Genomic DNA, 21,778 nt, shown 5'->3' with positions numbered 1-21,778 from the left:
CTTTACCGGCTCAGGAGAGGATCACCGTTTGTTTACCAAACTGAAAGGCAATGCGCGGGGCTGCTTGATCTATGAGCCGATGTTTATTTTGCCCTACAGCCTATACCTCACATACGCTTCGGTATATATGCTGGAGCTCGGGCTAACGGAAAAGCAGATCGGTTGGGTAACCTCGCTGGGACTGGTGCTGCAGCTGTTCACCTCGCTGATCAGCGGTTATTTAACCGACCGGATGGGACGAAAAAAAGCGCTGCTGTTATTTGATCTTCTCAGCTGGAGCGTTGCTACCTTGCTGTGGGCATTTGCCCACAGCTATTGGTTTTTTGTGGCGGCGGCGGTGTTTAACAGCTTCCAGAAGGTGCCGAACACGGCATGGTATTGCTTGCTGGTGGAAGACTCGGAGCCGAAGGAACGGGCGTACACGTTCTCTGCGCTGCAATTTATCAGTGTGGCGAGCGGATTGTTTGCGCCTCTCGGCGGGCTGCTTGTCAGCCAATTCTCCCTGGTTGCGGCGGAACGGGTCATGTATGTGATGGCTTTCATCAGCATGACGGTGATGTTTTTTCTACGGCATTTTGCACTGTACGAAACGGACATCGGACTTCGCAAAATGTCCGAGAATGCATCGCTGCGCTGGAAGCCGCTGCTGAAGGAATATGGCGATGTGTGCAGGATGATAATACGCGACCGCATGTTACTCATCGTGTTTGGCATGTACGTACTGTACCAGTTCCAGCTGACCATGAAAAATACGTATCTTTCCATCTATCTTGTGCAAGCGCTTCACTTTGAAGATGCGTTTATCGCCTGGTTTCCGGCGATCACCTCCGTGGCGACGCTGCTGCTGCTGTTTTTTTACATTCCAAGAATCGACCGCGACCACACGAATCGCTATATGATTGTTGGAATGCTGGTGTGTATGGCAGCCAATGTGATTCTGATCGCTGCTCCGCAGCAGTCGTTTTTGCCGATTGTGATCAGCACGATCTTGACGGCGGCAGGAACGATTATCGTGTACCCGAATCTGGAAGCGGCGGTGCAAAATGCGATTGACGACGAGCGGAGAGCCGGCGTTTTTTCGATTTTGACGGTGATCATTTTGATCTTTGTATCGCCGGCCGGCATTGTCGGGGGCTGGACCTATTCGATCGATCCGAGATTGCCTTTTGCGCTGATCATTGCGGCTTTCATCTTAAGCGCGCTGCTGATGATCGTTTACATTCGGCAAAGTAAGGCGCTGCCGAAAGCGGACTAGGTAATGGAGGCAGGACAGCGGCAAGCACAAGGGTCTGGCGGCGAGGACGGTACAAGTTATTAAGGCAATTTGACGTGTTTAAGTCAGTGTTGGTCGGCTTCAAAAAGCTGGGTCGAAACGGCGAATTGGCTTTCCGTTGGGTGTCATTTTGAAATATAAAAGGAGTCGTTGTCCAGCTTGGTAGTTAAGCCTAGCTCTTCAACGGCATATTGCCAGGTCAGCGGGAAATAAGTAATATCATTTAAGACGAGTATGGGATACTCTTCTTGAGAATTGTCTACCCAAGCATCGTTTATAAACACATTGAAATCAGGTAATTTGGCATATAGCTGTGAAGCGGGGATTCCCGGGTCTGCATTAAGTTTGGCCGCTTTGTTGTCTGTTTTTCTTATAATGAGGCCGATCTCCGGATCCCATTTATTTTCGATGCCCAGAGCCTGCGTGTAGTTCCATGTCATAGGAATGTAAGTAATGTCTTTGTACTCAAAGATAGGGTATTTGGAAGACGCATTGAGGACCTGCTGCTTGTTTATAAATATTTTATAAGAAGGCAATTTTACTTTTACAGTCCCTTCGGGAATCTTTTCCTTAGGCGACAAATCTGTTTGAATCGATGAAGGCGAAGCTTTTGAGCCGCTTCCCGAAGTACTGCCGCTTGTTGAACCTCCGTTATGATAATGGTATTCGCCATATTTTAATCCCCATTTCTCGCAATTGGTGCGGCAGGTATGTCCCCCGTTGGCGTCGGTTCTCCCAGGATGCGCGTCGGCGATGGAACTTAGCGGAAGGCAGAGAAGCCCTACGACAAGTACAGCTTTTTTTAACATGAGTCAAAATCCTCCTATGAATCTATAATATATAGTAAATAATACCATATATAATTTCTGAGGAGGCAAATATTTTACACGGGAATACATACAACATCGGTAGACAATGAGCAAAAGCCACCGCCTAGGAAATTCGGGCGATGGTTTTTTGCCGTTAAAGAAGCCTAATCCGCGATCGGCCGCAGGTTGAGAGCTGAGTATTCCCGTGTCAGGAAAAATTTATATTTATCTCCGCGGTAATAGGCATTTTTATATTCAATTGGCAGAGCGTTGTCGTAAACGATGGAAGTCACCAGCAAAATCGGCGAACCGACGGCGATTTTCAGTATGCCGGACAACGTTTCGTCGGAGACGATCGATTCGAACGTTTGCTCGACATGCGTTGGCGTGACTTCCGTATCGACGTATAAATCAAGCGTTGAGAACGGCACTTTGTTCTCAGCCGCCTTCTGTGCGGAAGATAAAATGCTTTCCCCGATGTCCATACTGAAATAGCTGTCGTAATACACGACCGGCTCATTGTTGCCATAGCCAACCAGCTGGATATTCGTAATCTGTTCGAGCATGCTGACGTTCAGCAGACGTGAGTAAAACAAATTATTCGGGACCGTAGCTGTCTTATATAGCTCGGTAGAGGCCATAAAACCCTGCTTCACCAAGGTTTGCTGGAAATTGTTGATATTGCTGAGCTTCTGCTCGATCTTGGCGCCGGCCACATATGTGCCTTTACCTTGCGTGCGGTATAACAACCCTTCGTTTGCCGCGGCGGCAATCGCCTGACGCACCGTGATGCGGCTGACGCCGTATGCCTCGCACAGCTCGCGTTCGGAAGGAATTTGCTGGTCCGGTTCAAGCTTTCCTTCGTTGATTTGCTGTGCGATTGCGTTTTTGAGCTGCTCGTAGAGCGGAATCTGTGTATTGCGATCCAACAATTGGGTTCATCTCCTTGTACCGTTATGACAGGTTATATCAATGTCATCTAGTTATATATTAAGAAAAATAAGACCAGTTTGCAAATAAATTTGTATGTTGAGCAAAATTTATCGTTGGTCGACTATTATAATGTCAATTATTATAACATGTAATAATAAAACTTAAATTTGTAAGCGATGACAAAAATATTGAAATCGCTATCTTTCCTTGTTAAAAATTGGTTATTGGCATCTTTGGGATATAACATAACACAAAACGATTGACATTACATGATATTACCACTAATATAGTCACTAGCAGCATAATTCAAATTATCGATTAGGGGGATTTGGGTGAAAAAATTTACGCTTCTGCTCACTTCTACGATGCTCGCGTTGGGCATGGCTGTCGGATGTTCGAATACGACCGGCTCCAAAAGCGCGGAAAAGCCAAATGGCAGTTCAAGCTCCGCTTCAACAAATGCCAAAGACAATGCTTCGGTGCTGGTTGGCATTAAAGGGCCGCTGCTCAGTTTGGATCCGGCAAACTACCGCGACCGGTTGACAGAATCGGTATTGCGTAACGTATTTGACGGTCTGGTCACAACCGATGAAAAAGGAGTCATTAAGCCGGCCATCGCGGAATCATGGGAAAATACGACTCCAACCGAATGGGTGTTCAAGCTCAGAAAAGATGTGAAATTTCACGATGAAACGGCACTTAAGGCAGAAGATGTTAAATATACGTTCGACCGGATTCTTAAAGAAAACGGCATCGACGGCAAAACCTCACCCCGCAAGGGCTTGCTTGAAGGCGTTAAAGAAGTGCAGATCGTGGACGATTATACAATTAAATTCGTGTTAAACAATCCGTGGCCGATTCTGCTCACGATGCTGCCACTGCAGCAGATCATTCCGAAAGCGTATGCCGAGAAGGTAGGCGATAAGGGGCTTTCTGAGAAGCCGATTGGGGCCGGGCCGTTTAAACTGGTCAAAGCCAAGCTGGATGAAAGAGTCGAGATGGTACGATTTGATGATTATTATGGCGGCGCTCCGAAAATTAAAAATCTTGCCTTCGACGTCATTCCGGAATCCTCCTCCAGAATCGGCGCACTGAAAGCGGGCGAGGTTCAGCGAATCCACGATTTGTCGGCATCGCTTTCCAAGACGCTGATGAACGACCCTTCGCTCGACGTCAAAACGGTAGAAGGAACCCGCGTATACATGCTTCAAATGAACGTTCAGAAGCCGCCGTTCGACAATGTCAAGGTACGCCAAGCCATGAACCATGCCATTAATATGGACTCCATTATTGATAAAATATTAAACAACTACGCTACGCGCTTGGCTGGTCCGATGCTGAGCAACGCTTTTGCATTGGATACTTCGCTTAAGCCATACGAGTACAATCCCGCCAAAGCGAAGGAATTGCTTGCCGAAGCCGGATATCCGAAAGGATTCCAACTCGTGATCGATTCCGACGCCAACAACAAAGAGGTTGCCGAAGCGGCGGCGGCGCAGCTTCGCGACATCGGCGTTGAGGCCAGCACCCGCATATGGGATATCGGCGTACTGAAGCCGATGCTGCTCAAGGGCGAGCGGCAGATGTTCATGGGCGATTGGGGCAACTCGACGCTCGATCCGTTTGACTTCCTGAATCCGAATTTTATTTCGAAAGATAGAGCCAATTACAGTCAATACAGCAACGCCAGAGTGGATGAGCTGTTGAAGCTCGGGTCGACGGAAATCGATACGGAGAAACGCAAGACTATTTATAAGGAAGCGCAGCAAATTATTTATAAGGAAGCGCCTTGGGTATTCGGGTTCTCCAAGAAGGAGATCGAAGCCGGCGCCAAAACATTGCAGGGCTGGGCTCCTATGCCGGACGGCAGCTTGTATATGTCCAAAGCGAGCGTGACTAAATAACGGAAGGGGGGCTTTCCCCTTCCTCGCAGAAAGGAGTGGCACGGCAACTATGCGCTCTGTGAAAATACTGGAACGTATATTGGGCACGATCCCCATCATGATTGGCGTAGCATTGGTCGTGTTTATATTCATGCGGTTTACGCCGGGCGACCCGATCGATTTGATGATGGGCAACTCGGGCAACGTGAGCCAGCAGGAGGTCGATACGCTGCGCGCGCAGTTTAATCTCGATCAGCCGATTTATGTCCAGCTTACAGATTATTTATCCAATCTAGTGCACGGCGACTTGGGCGAATCGTTTAAGAAACGCCGGCCGGTGGCGGAATTGATTGGAGAAACGCTGCCCGCGACCATTGAGCTGGCTTTGGCGGCGTGTTTGTTTTCGATGATTGTCGGCATTCCGATTGGCATCTATTCAGCCTTGAAGCAGAATAGCTTCATCGACCGGGCCAGTATGGGCACAGCCTTTCTTGGTATTTCCATGCCGCCGTTTTGGCTCGGCATCGTGCTGATGTTTATTTTCTCGGTAACGCTCGGTTGGACTCCGGTTAAGGGCAGATTGGACTTTGGGGTGGAAATCGACCGGATTACCGGCTTGCATATGGTAGACAGCTTGCTCACGGGCAATATGGAAGGTTTCAAAAACGCCCTGATGCATCTGCTACTGCCGGCCATTACGCTTGGCGCGGCGATGTCCTCGATCATTTCGCGGATTACGCGTTCAAGCATGCTGGAGGTGCTGCAGATGGACTATGTGACGCTGGCGCGGGCCAAGGGCTTAAAGGAATCGAAGGTCATACTAAAGCATGCGCTGCGCAACGGGCTTATTCCCACGGTAACGGTCATCGGACTGGAAATCGGAGCGCTGCTCGGCGGCAATATGATTGTAGAGACGGTGTTTGGCTGGCCGGGTCTCGGCAGATTGGCGGTTGAAAGCATTTTTAACAGAGATTATCCGCTGGTGCAAGGTGTCGTCATGTTTTATGCCTTTACCTTCGTGTTCGCCAACTTGATTGTGGACGTCGTTTACACTTATTTGAATCCGAAGCTGCGTATGTAGCGATTACCAACGGAGGAGGTCAACCAATTTGAGCACTACCAGGTATGCCGAGACAAACGATGCGGGATTAAGCCTGACAGCCGGCAAATGGGCCAACGGTTTTGATAAAACCAAGGCGTTTATCAAAAAATTATCCAAGCATCCTTCGGCCATGGGCGGCGGCATCGTGATTGCGATCTATGTGCTGGTCGCGATCTTTGCTCCGCTGATTGCTCCGCACAGCCCGTATGTCGGCAATTTGGCTGACAGGCTGAAGCCCCCCGCCTGGATCGAAGGCGGCGAGTGGAGTTATTTATTCGGGGCCGACGAGCAAGGAATGGACCTGCTGTCCCGCATCATATACGGCGCCAGGCTTTCCATTCTGATCGGCTTGCTGTCCACGCTGATTTCGATTGCCGTAGGCACGGTGCTTGGGCTGATCAGCGGATATTACCGCGGTCCGTTCGACACGATTATTTCGCGGTTTGCGGACCTGCTGCTGGCGTTTCCGTTTCTTATTTTTGCCATTGGCATGATGGCGTTTCTAGGGCCGGGCTTTAACAATTTGATTTTGGCGTTGACGTTTAAAGGCTGGGTAGAGTTTTTCCGGATTATTCGTGGCGAGGTTATGGTCGAGAAAACAAAGGAATATGTCGAAGCCGCACACGCGCTGGGCAGATCGGGCTTCTCCATTATGGTTAAAGAAATTCTGCCGAATATAATTCATTCGGTAGTCGTGCTGGGAACGCTTCGTTTCGGTTACATGATGATAATGGAAGCCTCGCTGAGCTTTCTGGGCCTCGGCATTCAGCCGCCGACCCCGGCATGGGGCTCGATGATTGCGACCGGGCGTGAATATATGCTCAACGGCTGGTGGGTGTCGACGATACCGGGTATTTTTCTGGTCATTCTTGTGCTCAGCATCAACTTGTTCGGTGAAGGCTTGCGGGATATTACGGATCACCGGCTGAAAGCGAAATAATCGCGGGAAAGGGGACGCAGCATGCTGGAAATCAAAAACTTGACGATTGGCTACGCCACCTCCGCCGGGGTCGTCAAAGCGGTAAAGGAAGTCAATTTTACCGTCAAGCCGGGGCAAATCGTCGGCCTGGTGGGCGAGTCGGGGTGCGGTAAAAGCACCGCGTTGTTTTCGATCATGGGCCTTGTGAAAAGCCCGGGAAAAATTGTGGACGGCGAAATTAATTATAATGGCCAAAACCTCGCGGAAAATACGCCCGAAGAGTGGAGACGCATTCGCGGCAAGGAAATTGCGATGATTTTTCAAGACCCGATGACGACCTTGAATCCGGCGTATAAGGTGGGCAATCAAATCCGCGAGGTGCTAAAGACACACCAGGTGATCGAGCCGGGCAAAAAAGGCTGGCTGCAGCGGCTGCGGCTCAAGCGGCAGGAGAAAGAGCGTGTGCTCACGCTTATGCGCGAGGTGGGCATTTCCGCCCCCGAGCAGCGCTACGAGTCATATCCGCATGAATTCAGCGGGGGGATGCAGCAAAGAATTCTGATTGCCATGGGACTGGCCTGCAATCCGAGTCTGCTGCTGGCAGACGAGCCGACGACGGCGCTGGATGTGACGATTCAGGCGCAAATCCTCGATTTGCTCAAACGGATTAACTCGGAGCATGGCACAAGCATGATTATCGTGACTCACGATCTGGGCATGGCGGCGGAATTTTGCCATGAGATCGCCGTTATGTATGCCGGGCAAATTGTCGAGCGCGGACCGACCGATCTGATCGTCGAGCATCCGAAACATCCATATACGCAAGGGCTGTTGAAATCGATCCCGCATATATCCGATACGCGGCAAAAGATCGAGCCGATCCCCGGCACGGTAGTTGATTTGACGAAGCTGGGCAACGAATGCGCTTTTATGGAGCGCTGTCCGCATGCAAGCGCCAGCTGCCGCAAAGATATTCCGATGCTGGAATTAAGCCGTGAGCATCAGGTTCGCTGTGTATTGTACGAGAGAGGAAGTGGAGCCGGTGACAGCCAGCAAGCAGCCGTTAACCTCTGAAACGGGAAGCAAGGGTAAACAGGAACCGCTGATCCGTGTGCAAAACGTAAAAAAATATTACAAGCAGAAAGCTTCCTTTCTCGAGAAGACGCTGGCTCGCAGCAAGGACAAGATCGTATACGCCGTCGACGATGTCAGCTTTGACATTTATCCGGGGGAAACGCTGGGGCTGGTAGGAGAAAGCGGCTGCGGGAAATCGACGCTCGGACGTACCGTCATTCAGCTTCACGAAGCGACGGAAGGCAAGATTTTGTACCGTAACCAGGATATAACCAAGCTGGGCAAGGAAAATATGCGGCAGTACCGGCAAAAAAATCAGATCATTTTTCAAAATCCGTACGCTTCCCTGAATCCGAGGAAAACGGTGAGGGACATTCTTCAGGTTGCGCTGGTGAATAGAGGCATAACGCGGCGTTCCGAGCAGGAAGATGAGCTGCTGCGGCTGATCGGGCAAGTGGGCTTGTCGCGCCGTCATCTGGACAATTACCCGCACCAGTTCAGTGGAGGGCAGCGGCAGCGTATCGGGATCGCGCGAGCTTTGGCGATGAAGCCGGATTTTATCGTTGCCGATGAGCCGGTGTCGGCGTTGGACGTTTCCGTTCAGGCACAAATCGTCAATTTGCTGGAGGAGCTTCAGCAGGAGTACGATTTAACCTTTTTGTTCGTAGCGCATGATCTGAGCGTCGTTCATTATGTCAGCGACAGGGTAGCGGTGATGTATTTGGGCCAATTGATTGAGCTCGCGGAAACGACGGAGCTGTTCAACAATCCCCAGCATCCGTATACGCAGGCGCTGCTGTCTTCGATTCCCGTGGTGGACAAAAAAGAAAGAAGAGAGCGGATTATCCTGCAGGGCAGTGTGTCGACGCCGTTGGAGAAACCTCGAGGTTGTCTATTCCAGAACCGCTGTATGCACAGAATCGGTGAAATATGCAGCCAGGAGCGGCCGCAGTGGGTCGAACACAATGGTCATGGTGTAGCTTGCCATCTCATCCGCTGATTGCGGCGGATGAGAAATGATAAAAGCGAAATCATAGGTTGACAGCCAAGAAAGATTGAGCTAGGATAAATATAGATTAACTGGTCATAACATGTAATTACAACATGGTGAGGTGGATATTACGATGAATACGAAAAAACAATTGCGCATCATTAGTCCGAACGGTCATCTTGGTTTTGCTCCGACCAAAGAGGAAAGCTTTAAGCTGGGGGCTGCAACCAAGCCGGATTACTATTGCTGCGATTCGGGCAGCGACGATATCGGTCCCGCTCCACTGGGTGCAGATAAATCAGTTGGGATGTACGACTGGCAGGTGCACGATCTGGAGCTGATGCTGCTGGCTGCAAGAGAGCAAGGCGTGCCGATGATTATCGGTTCTTCAGGAGATACGGGCACCAACAGCCGGGTTGACATGTATGTGCAGATCATTAAGGATTTGGCTCAAAAGCACCAACTTCCGAACTTTAAGCTGGCTTACTTTTACTCGGAGGTAGACAAAGAACTTATTCGCGGCAAGCTGCAGTCCGGCGTGGAGGTAGAAGGTTTGGACGGAAGAAGCAGCTTGACCTTGGCAGAGCTTGATAAAACAGACAGAATCGTCGCTGTTGCAGGCATTCATCCTTTCATCAAAGCGCTTGACATGGGAGCCGACGTCATTATCGGCGGACGCTCAAGCGATGCGGCGATCTTTGCCGCACCCGCGATCCGCGAGGGCTTCCCCGAGCATCTATCCTATTACTTGGGGAAGGTACTGGAATGCGCGTCGTTTTGCGCCGAGCCTTATGCGGCTAAGGAATCCGTTATCGGCACGATTACGCACAACGAGGTGCTGGTCACGGCGATGCATCCGGATCAGCGCTGTACGGTAGCCTCGGTAGCCGGACATGCGATGTACGAAAGATCGAATCCGTTTTTTGAATATTTTGCCGGCGGCATGCTGGATATGACCAACTGCAATTATGAGCAATACGACGAAAAAACATGCCGTATTACCGGGCCGGTCTTTGCTCCGATCGAAGGCAAAGTTAAGGTTAAGCTGGAAGGCGCAGGCAAGGTCGGGGAGAAATACATCGGCATTGCGGGAATCCGCGATCCATATACGATCAAACATATCGATAAGGTAATTGAATGGTCGAAGAACCAGGTGGCTGAGATGGCTGCGGGCAAAGAATACTTTGTCGATTATAAAATTTTTGGCAAAAACGGCGTTATGGGCGAGCTGGAACCGATTAAGGATATTGGGTCGCATGAGTTGTGCGTTGTGGTGGAAGGCGTTGCGGAGACCAAGGAACTTGCCGAGCAGGTTACGCTGATGGCCACGCGGCAAATCTTCTACGCCAGACTGCCCGAAGTGAAGGGTACGGCCGGTACGGCCTCGTTTGTGGTCGATGAGATGCTGAGGTGCACGCCTGCATTCGAGTGGACGATGAACCATGTTATCCCGGTTGACGATCCGCTGGAACTGTTCGATGTGCACATGATCGAGGTTGCTCAATCTTAACAAACAACACGGGGAGGAAACGCCATGCAAACGAAAAAGCTGATCGATCTGGCAAAAACGATTCGCAGCAAAAATGCCGGCACAGATAAAATCACTTTTGACATTATATTCAGAGAACGGGAAAATTACGAGCTGGTCAAGTCCAGCGGATGCATTACGAAAGCAACGATGGCCGCGCTGTTTAATTTGGCCGAAGACCGGATTTGCGATTTCGTGGAGTATGATCCCGCTTATGCCATCAAATTTACGATCTACCGCCGACTGCCAAGCGGCAGCCCTGGAGAAAGAGACATTTTTGGCTGTCAGCAATATCCGCCGCTGCTTGATATTGAAATTCCTTGTTAATGTGCGGTTTCATATAGCGACAAAGACCTGTTTCCGCGGAGCTGAGAATGACGGTTATTCGATCGAGCCTTTGCAGCGCCGCGGAATTAGGGTAATTCCGGATTTCCGAATCTCCAAGTTTTCGAAGTTCATATCCGCTCACCGACTTTTAAATTTTTCAAACGTTTATCTTCAGTTATTCCGTAGGGATTGGTACGGATATCATTCTACCCAAACAATATGGAGGGATTGTTCATGTCATTTATTCAAAAACAGGCAGGTTATCAGGTCGTTGCGCATCCGGGACACAAACGCATGTACCACATTGAGCTTGACAATGACATCATTCGCACATTTTTCCGGGAATACGACAGCACGAGTGTCCAGCATCTTGTGTATACTCCGTATTTCCGCTACATTATGGCCGGCAAGCTGCGCGAGCTGCTCGGCGACAGCTTCCTCGAGACCGTGCGCGGCATTCTGAACGACCGTGAGAGCGGAGGTTTTACGGTCGGCGTTCAAGGGCAAACGACCAATTTGGACGACTATGTGAAATTCGGCAGTGCGGTGTCCCATCTTGCTGGACCGGCCAATTTTGATGCGATGTCGGGCACGTATTATGCAAGATTTACCGTTAAGGATACGGACAACAGCGATTCTTATTTGCGTCAAGCGTACCGCTTGTTTACGCTGCACACGGACGGCACCTTCGTCGACGAGCCCACTGACTGGCTGCTGATGATGAAGATGGAGGAACGCAATGCGGTTGGCGGCGAGTCGCGGCTGCTCCATCTCGACGATTGGGAAGAGCTTGACAAATATGCAAACCATCCGCTGGCAAGCTACAAGTTCACCTACAAGTCGCCGTCAAGCAAAAACGTGTCGCAAACGGTACATCGAGAAACTTTCTTTAAACTGAACAACAAGCCATGCATCTGCTTTATCGATCAATTTGTGTATCCGGAGAACATCGAGCAGTCCGAATATTTGATGAGCATGTCCGAGTCGCTTGAAGCAAGTCCTGCCACTAAAGCGCTTACGCTGCCGGAAGGCGATCTGGTGATGCTGAATAACTTGTTCTGGATGCACGGACGCGCCGCTTTCGAGAAAAATACCGAGTTGTACAGAGAATTGATGCGGATTCGCGGAGAGTTTGCCCGTTCGTAACATTAACGCATATTGGAGCTGATGGGCAATGTACGATTACATTATTGTCGGCGGGGGGATTGTCGGCCTATCGACCGGCGTGGCTTTAATGGAAAAAAATCCAGGCTTGAAGCTGTTGCTGCTAGAGAAAGACGATTCCTGGGCGAAGCAGCAGACCGGGCACAACAGCGGCGTGATCCATTCGGGCATTTACTACAAGCCGGGCAGCTTTAAAGCCAAATTCGCCCGCGAAGGAAATTTGTCGATGGTGGAATTTTGCAGGGAGCGGGGCATTGAACACGATATATGCGGCAAGGTGATTGTCGCTACCCGCGAAGAGGAGCTGCCGCTGCTGGACAATTTGTACAAACGCGGGCTCGACAACGGCCTGGCCATTACAAGAATCGGCGGCGAAGCGCTGAAGGAAATCGAGCCGCATGTCCGCGGGTTGGCGGCAATTCGCGTGCCTGCGGCGGGTATCGTCAATTACAAGCAGGTGGCTGAAGCGTTTGCCTTGATCATTGCCGAGCGGGGCGGCGAGCTGCTGCTGAATGCCGAGGCGCTGCGCATCGACGAAAGCGGCGGACAAGTCCGGGTGGAAACAAACCGGGGAGCCTTTACGGCAAAAAAGCTGATCAACTGTGCGGGTCTGCACAGCGACAGGATTGTCCGGAAGTCGGGCATGAGACCCGACATGAAAATCGTTCCGTTTCGCGGCGAGTACTACGAGCTCGTCCCAGAAAAGCGTTATTTGGTCAAGCACCTGATATATCCTGTACCGAATCCGTCATTTCCATTTCTTGGCGTCCATTACACACGGATGATCGGAGGGCATGTGGAAGCAGGTCCGAATGCAGTGCTGAGCTTTAAGCGGGAAGGCTATAGGAAGTCCGATTTTTCCTTGCAGGACATCGCCGAAACGATAGGATATCCGGGGTTCTGGATGCTGGCCGGCAAGTATTGGAAGGAGGGGGCCGCGGAGATGGTCCGTTCCTTCAGCAAAGCGGCTTTTGTGCGCAGCTTGCAGCAGCTGATTCCCGAGATCGAAGGAAAAGATTTGATACCGGCTCCGGCCGGAGTGAGAGCGCAGGCACTGAAACCCGATGGCGGGCTAGTCGACGATTTTCATATTGTATACGGCAAAAACAGCGTCCATGTGTGCAACGCCCCTTCGCCGGCGGCGACGGCTTCCATTCAGATCGGTAGATATATTGTCGATAAGCTGTACGGGTAAACGTGACTGCGGTTTTATGCAGGCTTACATGGGGGAATAACATAAAAGAAAGAAGGAGAAGCTTGAAAGTCAGGCTTCTCTTTCTTTTTTCCTAGTTTTACTCGGAAGTAATGAAAGCTATTAAGACGTTTTTAAGTTCCTTATTTCATCTTCAGTAAGACCCGATGCTTTGGCAATAGCGGCAATATCAATTCCTAGCGACAGCAGCTCGCGGGCCATTTCGATTTTTGCAGCGACTTTGCCTTCGATAAGCCCCTCGGCTCTGCCTTCAATTTTGCCTTCTTTAAGTCCCTCGGCTCTGCCTTCGATAAGTCCCCGATTCCTGCCTTCCGTCATAGCCCCGTCAATAAGCGAAGCCTCATCGTGCAAATATTTTTGCCTTGCTTCGTATAATCTGCGCGTTTCCGCATCTTGACTCAAAAATTCAAGCGTATTCATCGCTTTTTTCAAGACCGGTTCATTCATGGTAAGCACCTCCCAATGGGATTTATCGACACCTTTTAAAAACAGCAGCCAATTCACCAGTCCTCCGCCTTCAATGGGAACAGCCTGATCGCCCAGCTTGGGCAGCTCCAGAAAGTGAAGCTCCAGGTCGTCAATCAGCGGTATACCGGTCCGGTCCTCGCGGAGATGGAACACGTTATGATATTGCTCATTCGGTAAAATCGAGTAATTCAAAATGTTGATGGTTACGCATTTTTTTAGCGCTTTGTACGGCTGGCTCTCCTGAAGTTGTCCGCTGTACAGCTTGCTCCAATAAAACATCGTCCGTTTCTCGGTTTCGTATTTATTGAACAGCTGCATCTCCACATTAATCAGCTCGCCGTCTGCGGTTTTGCCACGAATATCCAGAATGGACTGTTTGTCGTGGGGAGCGTCTTTATCGGTATACGTATTCAGCAGAATGATTTCTGTCAGCGGTTGTGCACCCGTTTCCACAAATGTGGTGTTCAGAAATGCAAGCAGGACATCCTTGTTTTCTTCGCTGCCAAAAATGCGTTTGAATAAAAAATCATTGCGCGGATCAAGCAGCTCGCTCACTTGGAATCAACTCCGTTTATTGGCGGTTCCGTTTAATAACAGTATACCATGCCGCCGTTTACGAAGACAGATGAAACAAAGCCGATTACAGTGCCCGAACAGCTGTGTTCGGGTTTTTATGTTGTTGGCGGACCGCGTCTATCAGACTAGGACATTCTTCATTGGTATAAAAGAGCATTCATCATCATGTTGCCCAGCGGATAATGGATGTATGCGTCCCGCCGCGGCTGGGCTGGTCTGGTTTCCTCAGCAAACGTTAAGTTGATGCTCAGAGCCAATTCAGATCGTTTCTGTAGGATAAACACGAAACGAAAATTACTCGATTAAGAGTTCATATAGAGGGAAGTGAGTTATCGTGCAACATGTGCTAAAACGACAACCCGATTGGATGCTTATAATCATTGCGCTGCTTGCGCTTCTTCTGAACGGTTTCGGCATTTGGAAAGACCAGAACGCCAATGCGTATTATACCGCTGCGGTAACGAGCATGCTGCAAAGCTTCTCCAACTTTTTCTTCGCTTCGTTTGATCCGGGAGGTTACGTCACGGTGGATAAGCCGCCGGTGACATTTTGGATTCAATCGCTGAGCGCTTCGATATTCGGAGTTCACGGCTGGAGCGTGATTTTGCCCCAAGCGTTGGCCGGAGTCGGTTCAGTCTTGCTTATGTATTCGCTCGTGAAACCGGCCTTCGGACGTCCGGCGGGCCTGCTTGCCAGTTTAGTCATGGCTTGTACGCCGATTGCTGTTGCGGTGAGCCGCACGAACAACGTCGACAGCCTGCTGGTGTTTACTTTGCTTGTTGCCGTATGGATGCTGGTTCAAGCAGTGCGCGGCGGCAAGTGGGGATGGGTAATCGGCTCGTTTGCCGTTATCGGCGTCGCTTTTAATATAAAAATGCTGCAGGCCTACATGATCGTACCTGCTTTATATGTATTATATTTGCTGGCCTTTCGGGCGAATTTGAAAAAGAAGCTGGCCGTGCTGGCGGCTGCTTCGGCCATCATGCTCAGCGTATCCGTTTCGTGGGCTGTCGTGGCCGACAACATCGTCTCTAAGGAGGATCGGCCTTATATCGGTAGCAGCCAAACAAACTCCGTGCTGGAGCTTGCTTTCGGCTATAACGGGATCAACCGGCTGACCGGTAAGGGGATCATGGGCGGAGGAAACCGCGCCAAAGACGGCGGAGGGATGGATCAACGCGCGGATGAAGGAGGGTACGGTCAAACGGGTGACGGCCACATGGCCCGGGCGACCGACGGCAATGGCGAATCGGTGACCGTACCGGTTGTCGGACAAAACGCCGCAGCCGGCATTGCGCTAAGCGGGAAAGCCGATGCCAGCGGTGCAGGCGCAGCTGGCCCGGACGGCCCGCCGCAGGGCTTCGCTCCGGGCCGCGGCGGCGCTTTTGGCACCGGGCAAGCGGGTCCGCTGCGCTTGTTCCAATCGGAGCTGTCGGGCCAAATCAGCTGGCTGCTGCCATTTGCAGCATTCGCCAGTGTGGCCCTGCTCGCCGGGATTCGCCGCAGAAAACCGCTGACGACCAGGCAGCAGATGACGTTGTTTTGGCTGGCTTGGCTGCTTCCAGGGATGGCCTTCTTTAGCGTAGCGGGATTTTTCCACCAATATTATTTGATTATGCTGGCTCCTCCGATTGCTGCGCTTGTCGGTGCCGGATGGACTGTAATGTGGCACGATTACCGCAATAAAGCAGGCTGGATAGCCTGGCTGCTGCCAGCTTCGGTGCTTGCGACGACGGCATTTGAAATGTATGTGCTGCTGCCATATTCCGCTCAAATCGGTACAGGCTGGTACCTGGGCGTAGGTGCGGCGGGAGCGGTCTGTTCTTTCCTGCTGCTGCTCCCAAGACTGAGAGAGAAGCTGGTTCACGCGGTTTCAATCGCCGCGATGCTGGCCTTGCTGGCCGCCCCGCTGTATTGGGCGTCAACTCCGCTGCTGTACGGCGGAAACAGCGTACTGCCGGAAGCGGGACCGAATTTGCAGCAGACCTCGGGCCGCGGCGGCCAGGGAATGGGCAGCGGCACCGTCAATGCGAAGCTTCTTGAATATGTCACGAGCCATAATACCGGGGAAAAATATTTGTTTGGCGTATCCAACGCCACTTCGGCGGCGCCTTATATTATCCAAACCGGTAAAGCCGTGATGGCAATGGGCGGTTTTAGCGGCTCCGACCCGATCATGACCGTCGACAAGCTGAAGCAGCTTGTCGCCAATAAAGAAATCAAATACGTTCAAATCGGTGGCGGCGCTCCCGGCGGCGGCAGCTCAGAGCTGACGGAGTGGATTCGCAGCAACGCCGTAGAGGTGCCTAAAGATCAGTGGCAGGACAGCAGCGGCGCAGTCGCTTCCCCTTCGGGCAGAGCGCCGATAAATATGGACGGAGGGCAAACGCTGTACGAAATTCAATCGTAAACGGGAGGTTATGAGTATGAATACGCGAGTGAAATATTCAATCATTGTCCCGGTATATAACGAAGAACTGGTTATCCGAGAAACGTACCGGAGGCTGAAGGAAGTGATGGGCCGCACCGGAGAAAGCTATGAGCTGCTGTTCGTCAACGACGGCAGCACCGATCTTACGGCGGATATTATACAGCGCATTTGCGATTGGGATGAAACGGTAAAGCTGATTAATTTCTCGCGAAACTTCGGCCACCAGATCGCCATTACGGCGGGTATGGATTATTCCGTAGGAGATGCGGTTGTTGTCATCGACGCCGATCTTCAGGACCCTCCGGAGCTGATATTGGATATGATTCAGAAATGGAAAGACGGCTATGACGTTGTTTACGCCCGGCGGATCGAGCGGAAGGGAGAAACTTGGTTCAAAAAACAGATGGCACGTATATTTTACCGGGTGCTTCAATTGTTTACGGAAATCGACATTCCTTTGGATACCGGAGACTTCCGGCTGTTGGACCGTAAAGTGTGCAATGAAATGAAACGGTTGACGGAAAAGAACCGTTTTGTCCGCGGCATGGTCAGCTGGGTTGGCTTCCGCCAGACGGCGGTCGAATACGTCCGTGAGGAACGGGCGGCCGGAGAAACAAAATACCCGCTTAAAAAAATGATCAAGCTGAGCTTGGACGGCCTTACTTCTTTTTCGCTTAAGCCGCTCAAGCTTGCCGCTTATGGAGGAGGAATTCTGGCGGCTGCGGGCGCGATTGATTTGCTGGTCATTGCGCTGACCAATTTGGTAGTAGCCGGACCCGTTTCTGGCTGGCACATCATGGTGTCCACCCAGCTCTTGATCGGGGGATCGATCTTGGCGGCGCTGGGTATTATCGGCGAGTATATCGGACGTATTTACGACGAAACACGGGACCGCCCGCTATATATCGTCAAAGATTGTTACGGTACACGCAAAAAAGCTTCCGGACGGAAGGGCGTTGTCTAATATGAAAAACAACTGGCTTTCCTTTTTCAAATATTGCTCGATCGGAGCCATGAATACTTGCATTGATTTGGGTGTATTTACTTTACTGACCTACGCGGGCTGGTCGTATGTTGCGGCCCAATGCGTTTCATATATATTTGGCGTACTGAACAGCTACTTTATGAACCGCAGCTGGACGTTCAGGCACCGCGGCAAAATCGACCGTCAGCAGTTTCTCAAGTTTCTGCTGCTGAACGGCTTGACCTTCTGCATCACCACGGGGCTTCTCAGCTTGCTGGTGCAAGCCGGCTGGGGTACGATCATCAGTAAATTGTGCGGCATGTCCGCAGGGTTCATGTTTAACTATATGGGCAGCAAGCTTTGGGTTTTCGAACCTTCCAACCAAACGAGAAGGAGTGAATCTTTATGAAAATAAAAAAAGCCGTCATTCCCGCCGCAGGTCTTGGCACCAGACTTCTCCCGGCTACCAAAGCGCAGCCGAAAGAAATGCTGCCGATTACTCAAGCCGTCCATTTTTAGCGCTCTTGAAAAGATAGAAAAAGGTGCTGGCGACGAATACCAACTGACAGACGCGCTGCGCTGCATCTCCGCCAGCGAAGGGCTGTTTGCCCTGGATCTGAGAGGGAAACGGTATGACATCGCAGATAAAACGGGTTATGCCAAGGTGATTATTGAGATGAGTTTGCAGCGGGAGGATATGTGAGCTGTGCTTGCCCATATGCAAAGCTTGATGAAGCAAGTTCACCGCGGTGCGGAGCAGAGAAAAATTGTGCAGCAGCACGCGCGGTACATGCGATCCCCGCGCCTTTAATGTGGGAGGATTTTGTTAATTGCACATCATTCATATTTATTTTATAATGTGCTTATAACAGTTGCAATAAAACTGTTTTTTTAGGAGTGGTTGAAATGAGCACAGCAAACCGTGGCGTTAATATAGGTCCTCCTCGTTTTAAAATCGCTGTTCACTCCATTGTTTGGTTAGCTAAAAGCGGGAAAATGTTATCGAGTGCAATGATAGCGGATCAGGTGGATTCCCACGCAACATTTATGCGCAGGGTGATGCAGCAGTTAGCGGCGGCAGCTATCGTCGAATCAAAAGGCGGCCGAGAAGGAGGCTACTTATTGCGAGTACCTGCCGATCAAATTACGTTAGGGGACATCTACTCTGCTGTCAGCAATATGCCGTCTGAGGTCGAATTTAACGTTGACTGCGGCGAAGCTGGAGAGCAGTTGGATATTGAATTGGAAAAAATACTTCATGAAGTCGAGCTCCGTACCATTGACTACTTGCGGGAGTACACAATTGCGGACGTAATGAACCGTGTGGACTTCTTTGTTATTTAATTTTTTTCAACAAGAAGCTGGACAAATAAGTGCAGTCGGATTATTATGTGCTTATAAAAGTTGCAATTTAATGCTGCTTTTTTTTGATTTTAATGTGCTTTTATTAAGCACATTTTATTGTATAAGGAAAGGAGTGAAAAATAAAAATGAACCTTACATTATTTGGTGCGAGTGGAGCAATCGGACAGATTGTGATGGAGCATGCTCTCAAGAATGGGGACAATGTCACTGCATATGTTCGGAAATCGGGCTCTTTAAACCACTCGCACCCGAAGTTGCATATCGTTGTTGGCGAGTTGGATAATCAACCTTTAATCGAGAAAGCCATTGCAAATGCAGATATTGTAATCAGTACGCTTGGTCCTGCTCTGGATACTTCACGAAAATTAAACGGAACGCCGATAGCAAATGGTCATGAGGTTATCATGAGAACGATGGAGAAGCTGCAAAAACAACGTTTTATTACATTGGCTACACCCACAGTTCGTTCTGTAGAGGACAATAAAAATTTCAGTACGATAGTCCCAGGCATCATGGCTAAGCTCCTTTTCCCTAACGGTTATCGGGAAATGAAAAAAATCGAGCAGCTTTTCAAACAATCTGCCTTGGATTGGACGATTGTTCGGATCATTAATCCCAATGTCAAACATAACGGCATCGGATATCGTATTTCACTTGGCGATGAACCGGCCAAAATGGCGGTTTCACGAGAAAACGTCGGTGAATTTATGTATCGTACCGCAAGTGAACATTTATATATTAGAAAAATGCCCATTATTTATAACAAATAATCAAACCAATAACCTAACAAGGGAGCTAACTAACATGGCAAATGTACTGTTCGTAAAAGCAAATAATCGGCCTGCCGAGCAAGCGGTGAGCGTCAAGATGTATGAAACGTTTCTTCAGACTTATAAACAAGCTCATCCTTCCGATTTGATTACAGAACTTGATCTTTTCAAGGAAGAACTTCCTTATTATGGACAAGATGCCATAGTGGGAACATTTAAACTGAACCAAGGTTATGATCTATCGGCGGAAGAGAATAGCGCCGCAGCGATCGCTAACCGGTATTTGGATCAGTTTCTTGCTGCTGATAAAATCGTTATTGCGTTCCCGCTCTGGAACTTCACTTCCCCTGCTCCCTTAATCACTTATATTTCATATATCACTCAAGTAGGCAAGACGTTTAGATATACAGAAGAAGGTCCTGTAGGCCTTGCAGGGGATAAGAAAGTAATCCTGCTTAATGCTCGCGGAGGTATTTATTCCGTAGAACCTATGGCGTCCATTGAATCAGCGTTGAGACCATTAAAGGCCACTCTTGGTTTATTCGGCATACAGCCGTTGGAAGTCATCATTGAAGGACATAATCAATTCAAGGATCGTTCGGAGCAGATTATTTCCGAAGGATTGAAACAGACCGCAGAAGCAGCCAAAAGCTTCTGATCTTTCAACTGTTATCGCCATAAGAGTTATGAAAAAAATGATAAAATCCTTTGCAAGCGGCATTAGTGCCGTTGTTGCAAAGGATTTTTGCCGTTTATCTTGCTTCGAGGGCTTTTATTTTATTTCCGGTCTCTCGTTTTTGCGGTACGTGAGCAGCTCGGAGACAGTGATAAACCGGAACCCCTCTTCCTTCAGCTTGGGCAAAATAATTTTCAGCGCATCAAGCGTCTGCGTTTGTCTTTCGGCGTAATCATGAAACAGCACGATTTCTCCATTTTGCGTATTGCTCAGCACCTTACTGACGATTTTCGATACTCCCGGCAAACGCCAGTCTTTGCTGTCTTTGCTCCAAGACCACATAACGACCAAGTATCCGTGTTCCTTCGCAATGGAGATCAGGTTTTCATTATAGAAACCGCCCGGCGGGCGGAATAAGCGGCATCTTTGTCCAGTCGCTTTATATATCGCATCTTCGGCTTTCAGAATGTCGTTTTTCATTTTTGAAGCGGCCACTCGGTTGGAGAAATACATATGGCTGTATGTATGGTTCGCGAGTTCGTGTCCTTCATCGAGCTCCCGCTTCGTAATCTCCGGGCTGCGGTCGACTTTATTGCCGACGACAAAAAATGTGGCTTTCGCATCATATTGCTTAAGCAAATCAAGTATGGCCGGGGTATGGTCCGGGTCCGGTCCATCGTCGAAAGTAAGCGCGATGACCTTCTCCCGTGTAGGAACTTCCCATACGACCTCCCCTTGCGCTTCGTAATCGCTGCGGTTTTTTTTCGGCTTTGCCAAGGCACTGGAACAAGTCAAGGCCAAGCAAACCGCCATGATCAGCAACGTCTTAAAAGATAAGTTGCGAATGGCAATATTCCTCCTTTTCTGCAGCTTCCAAGGCAAAGTACCCGCCGGCGTTGCCCGCCGCGATGCTGCAAGAAGTTTTCTCCGTGACTTGGATTAGGTTAACCAGTTCGATGAAAACTATTTTTAAAAAGGACAAATTCCAATAAATGACCACTTTGAGCCGTCCGGTCAAGGACAAAGTCTCACATTCGCGCATATGATAATGATATATAATATTAAGGGAGGGAACGCCCTTGATCTGGCTGGATAAATTTTACGAGTGGCTGCTGCGGGCCATTTTGGCGGAATTTTTCGGCGGTTTTATTTGCTTTATTATCGATCCGCCCGCAGTCGTAGAAACGGTGCATAAGTTCAGAATCATGCTGATGTTTTTGTAAACGCTTTAACGATTGCCTCGATACGGGATGTCTGTTATATTGGATCATGGCGGAATAGGCCGGTCAGCGACCGGTTTATTGCCGTGGGC

22 protein-coding genes and 1 pseudogene are annotated in these 21,778 nt (G+C 49.9%); 18 read left to right on the top strand and 5 right to left on the bottom strand.

Going from position 1 to position 21,778, the window contains the following annotated elements; all coding sequences use genetic code 11:
• Positions 1–28 precede the first annotated feature (28 nt).
• Positions 29–1,255 carry an MFS transporter gene (locus EYB31_RS22385; protein ID WP_240762730.1) on the top strand — a complete coding sequence of 409 codons (1,227 nt, stop codon included), beginning with the start codon at positions 29–31 and terminating at the stop codon, positions 1,253–1,255.
• 143 nt (positions 1,256–1,398) lie between these two features.
• Here EYB31_RS22385 and EYB31_RS22380 read toward each other — a convergent pair whose 3' ends face one another.
• Both EYB31_RS22380 and EYB31_RS22375 read right to left on the bottom strand, forming a co-directional pair.
• On the bottom strand, positions 1,399–2,082 hold the full coding sequence (locus tag EYB31_RS22380; protein WP_131015643.1) for a YHYH domain-containing protein: 684 nt from the start codon (positions 2,080–2,082) through the stop codon (positions 1,399–1,401).
• A 164-nt stretch (positions 2,083–2,246) separates the two neighbouring features.
• A complete protein-coding gene (locus tag EYB31_RS22375) occupies positions 2,247–3,014 on the bottom strand; it encodes a GntR family transcriptional regulator (protein ID WP_131015642.1) in 768 nt (255 codons plus the stop codon).
• A 333-nt stretch (positions 3,015–3,347) separates the two neighbouring features.
• On the opposite strand from EYB31_RS22375, the gene EYB31_RS22370 reads away from it, so the two are divergent.
• The 9 genes from EYB31_RS22370 (at position 3,348) to lhgO (ending at position 13,198) form a co-directional block, all read left to right on the top strand.
• Positions 3,348–4,919, top strand: a complete 1,572-nt coding sequence (locus EYB31_RS22370) for an ABC transporter substrate-binding protein (RefSeq protein ID WP_206105482.1) — start codon at positions 3,348–3,350, stop codon at positions 4,917–4,919.
• A gap of 49 nt (positions 4,920–4,968) precedes the next feature.
• Complete coding sequence (locus EYB31_RS22365) at positions 4,969–5,979, top strand: ABC transporter permease (RefSeq protein WP_131015641.1); 1,011 nt, start codon at positions 4,969–4,971, stop codon at positions 5,977–5,979.
• Between the two features lie 28 nt (positions 5,980–6,007).
• The gene (locus EYB31_RS22360; protein WP_240762728.1) at positions 6,008–6,940 is read left to right on the top strand and encodes an ABC transporter permease; all 933 of its coding nucleotides are present in this window, start codon (positions 6,008–6,010) and stop codon (positions 6,938–6,940) included.
• Positions 6,941–6,961: 21 nt separating this feature from the next.
• Positions 6,962–7,993 (top strand): ABC transporter ATP-binding protein, encoded by a 1,032-nt coding sequence (locus tag EYB31_RS22355; RefSeq protein WP_131015640.1) that lies wholly within the window; start codon positions 6,962–6,964, stop codon positions 7,991–7,993.
• Positions 7,914–8,993 (top strand): ABC transporter ATP-binding protein, encoded by a 1,080-nt coding sequence (locus tag EYB31_RS22350; RefSeq protein WP_276322078.1) that lies wholly within the window; start codon positions 7,914–7,916, stop codon positions 8,991–8,993. Before EYB31_RS22355 ends, EYB31_RS22350 begins: the two co-directional genes overlap by 80 nt.
• Before the next feature lie 124 nt (positions 8,994–9,117).
• On the top strand, positions 9,118–10,494 hold the full coding sequence (locus EYB31_RS22345) for an acyclic terpene utilization AtuA family protein (RefSeq protein WP_131015638.1): 1,377 nt from the start codon (positions 9,118–9,120) through the stop codon (positions 10,492–10,494).
• A gap of 24 nt (positions 10,495–10,518) precedes the next feature.
• Positions 10,519–10,839, top strand: coding sequence for a DUF4387 domain-containing protein (locus EYB31_RS22340; protein ID WP_131015637.1), 321 nt, complete (start codon positions 10,519–10,521; stop codon positions 10,837–10,839).
• A 234-nt stretch (positions 10,840–11,073) separates the two neighbouring features.
• Complete coding sequence (gene glaH, locus EYB31_RS22335) at positions 11,074–11,985, top strand: glutarate dioxygenase GlaH (protein ID WP_131015636.1); 912 nt, start codon at positions 11,074–11,076, stop codon at positions 11,983–11,985.
• Positions 11,986–12,013: 28 nt separating this feature from the next.
• Positions 12,014–13,198 carry an L-2-hydroxyglutarate oxidase gene (lhgO, locus tag EYB31_RS22330; RefSeq protein ID WP_131015635.1) on the top strand — a complete coding sequence of 395 codons (1,185 nt, stop codon included), beginning with the start codon at positions 12,014–12,016 and terminating at the stop codon, positions 13,196–13,198.
• A gap of 120 nt (positions 13,199–13,318) precedes the next feature.
• On the opposite strand, the gene EYB31_RS22325 is transcribed toward lhgO, so the two are convergent.
• Positions 13,319–14,239 (bottom strand): Rpn family recombination-promoting nuclease/putative transposase, encoded by a 921-nt coding sequence (locus EYB31_RS22325; RefSeq protein WP_131015634.1) that lies wholly within the window; start codon positions 14,237–14,239, stop codon positions 13,319–13,321.
• 388 nt (positions 14,240–14,627) lie between these two features.
• Between EYB31_RS22325 and EYB31_RS22320 the strand changes: the two genes are divergently transcribed.
• The 4 genes and pseudogenes from EYB31_RS22320 to EYB31_RS41570 form a co-directional block, all read left to right on the top strand.
• Positions 14,628–16,670 (top strand): ArnT family glycosyltransferase, encoded by a 2,043-nt coding sequence (locus tag EYB31_RS22320; RefSeq protein ID WP_131015633.1) that lies wholly within the window; start codon positions 14,628–14,630, stop codon positions 16,668–16,670.
• Between the two features lie 16 nt (positions 16,671–16,686).
• Positions 16,687–17,655, top strand: coding sequence for a glycosyltransferase family 2 protein (locus EYB31_RS22315; protein ID WP_131015632.1), 969 nt, complete (start codon positions 16,687–16,689; stop codon positions 17,653–17,655).
• A 1-nt stretch (position 17,656) separates the two neighbouring features.
• Positions 17,657–18,064, top strand: coding sequence for a GtrA family protein (locus EYB31_RS22310; protein WP_131015631.1), 408 nt, complete (start codon positions 17,657–17,659; stop codon positions 18,062–18,064).
• A pseudogene (locus EYB31_RS41570) lies at positions 18,061–18,153 on the top strand (UTP--glucose-1-phosphate uridylyltransferase); the annotation flags it as partial. The gene EYB31_RS22310 and the pseudogene EYB31_RS41570, both read left to right, overlap by 4 nt.
• Here the strand turns inward: EYB31_RS41570 and EYB31_RS41280 are convergent.
• On the bottom strand, positions 18,152–18,436 hold the full coding sequence (locus tag EYB31_RS41280; RefSeq protein WP_165452537.1) for a hypothetical protein: 285 nt from the start codon (positions 18,434–18,436) through the stop codon (positions 18,152–18,154). The pseudogene EYB31_RS41570 and the gene EYB31_RS41280 sit on opposite strands and share 2 nt — an antisense overlap.
• A 125-nt stretch (positions 18,437–18,561) precedes the next feature.
• Here EYB31_RS41280 and EYB31_RS22300 point away from each other — a divergent pair, with 125 nt between their 5' ends.
• The 3 genes from EYB31_RS22300 to EYB31_RS22290 all read left to right on the top strand — a co-directional run bounded on the left by EYB31_RS22300 (position 18,562) and on the right by EYB31_RS22290 (position 20,448).
• Entirely contained in the window at positions 18,562–18,999 is a 438-nt protein-coding gene (locus tag EYB31_RS22300; protein ID WP_131015630.1) for an RrF2 family transcriptional regulator, read from the top strand.
• A gap of 146 nt (positions 19,000–19,145) precedes the next feature.
• Positions 19,146–19,790 carry an NAD(P)-dependent oxidoreductase gene (locus EYB31_RS22295; RefSeq protein ID WP_131015629.1) on the top strand — a complete coding sequence of 215 codons (645 nt, stop codon included), beginning with the start codon at positions 19,146–19,148 and terminating at the stop codon, positions 19,788–19,790.
• A gap of 34 nt (positions 19,791–19,824) precedes the next feature.
• Entirely contained in the window at positions 19,825–20,448 is a 624-nt protein-coding gene (locus tag EYB31_RS22290) for an FMN-dependent NADH-azoreductase (RefSeq protein ID WP_131015628.1), read from the top strand.
• Between the two features lie 114 nt (positions 20,449–20,562).
• Here EYB31_RS22290 and EYB31_RS22285 read toward each other — a convergent pair whose 3' ends face one another.
• A complete protein-coding gene (locus EYB31_RS22285; RefSeq protein WP_131015710.1) occupies positions 20,563–21,279 on the bottom strand; it encodes a polysaccharide deacetylase family protein in 717 nt (238 codons plus the stop codon).
• A 266-nt stretch (positions 21,280–21,545) separates the two neighbouring features.
• Between EYB31_RS22285 and EYB31_RS40320 the strand changes: the two genes are divergently transcribed.
• A complete protein-coding gene (locus EYB31_RS40320) occupies positions 21,546–21,689 on the top strand; it encodes a hypothetical protein (RefSeq protein ID WP_165452551.1) in 144 nt (47 codons plus the stop codon).
• The last annotated feature ends 89 nt before the right edge of the window (positions 21,690–21,778 follow it).

The organism is Paenibacillus thalictri (assembly GCF_004307995.1).
GTDB lineage: Bacteria > Bacillota > Bacilli > Paenibacillales > NBRC-103111 > Paenibacillus_AF > Paenibacillus_AF thalictri.
The sequence above is the reverse complement of the archived record's forward strand: the minus strand, read 5'-3'. Positions and strand labels throughout refer to the sequence as shown.

What these genes read in the sequence shown, in the direction of transcription:
- EYB31_RS22300 (WP_131015630.1), top strand. Translation starts at nt 18,562, where the DNA reads ATGAGCACAGCAAACCGTGGCGTTAATATAGGTCCTCCTCGTTTTAAA.
- EYB31_RS22355 (WP_131015640.1), top strand. Translation starts at nt 6,962, where the DNA reads ATGCTGGAAATCAAAAACTTGACGATTGGCTACGCCACCTCCGCCGGG.
- glaH (WP_131015636.1), top strand. Translation starts at nt 11,074, where the DNA reads ATGTCATTTATTCAAAAACAGGCAGGTTATCAGGTCGTTGCGCATCCG.
- EYB31_RS22290 (WP_131015628.1), top strand. Translation starts at nt 19,825, where the DNA reads ATGGCAAATGTACTGTTCGTAAAAGCAAATAATCGGCCTGCCGAGCAA.
- EYB31_RS22320 (WP_131015633.1), top strand. Translation starts at nt 14,628, where the DNA reads ATGCTTATAATCATTGCGCTGCTTGCGCTTCTTCTGAACGGTTTCGGC.
- EYB31_RS22310 (WP_131015631.1), top strand. Translation starts at nt 17,657, where the DNA reads ATGAAAAACAACTGGCTTTCCTTTTTCAAATATTGCTCGATCGGAGCC.
- lhgO (WP_131015635.1), top strand. Translation starts at nt 12,014, where the DNA reads ATGTACGATTACATTATTGTCGGCGGGGGGATTGTCGGCCTATCGACC.
- EYB31_RS22365 (WP_131015641.1), top strand. Translation starts at nt 4,969, where the DNA reads ATGCGCTCTGTGAAAATACTGGAACGTATATTGGGCACGATCCCCATC.
- EYB31_RS22345 (WP_131015638.1), top strand. Translation starts at nt 9,118, where the DNA reads ATGAATACGAAAAAACAATTGCGCATCATTAGTCCGAACGGTCATCTT.
- EYB31_RS22315 (WP_131015632.1), top strand. Translation starts at nt 16,687, where the DNA reads ATGAATACGCGAGTGAAATATTCAATCATTGTCCCGGTATATAACGAA.
- EYB31_RS22380 (WP_131015643.1), bottom strand. Translation starts at nt 2,082, where the DNA reads ATGTTAAAAAAAGCTGTACTTGTCGTAGGGCTTCTCTGCCTTCCGCTA.
- EYB31_RS22295 (WP_131015629.1), top strand. Translation starts at nt 19,146, where the DNA reads ATGAACCTTACATTATTTGGTGCGAGTGGAGCAATCGGACAGATTGTG.
- EYB31_RS22340 (WP_131015637.1), top strand. Translation starts at nt 10,519, where the DNA reads ATGCAAACGAAAAAGCTGATCGATCTGGCAAAAACGATTCGCAGCAAA.
- EYB31_RS22285 (WP_131015710.1), bottom strand. Translation starts at nt 21,279, where the DNA reads ATGGCGGTTTGCTTGGCCTTGACTTGTTCCAGTGCCTTGGCAAAGCCG.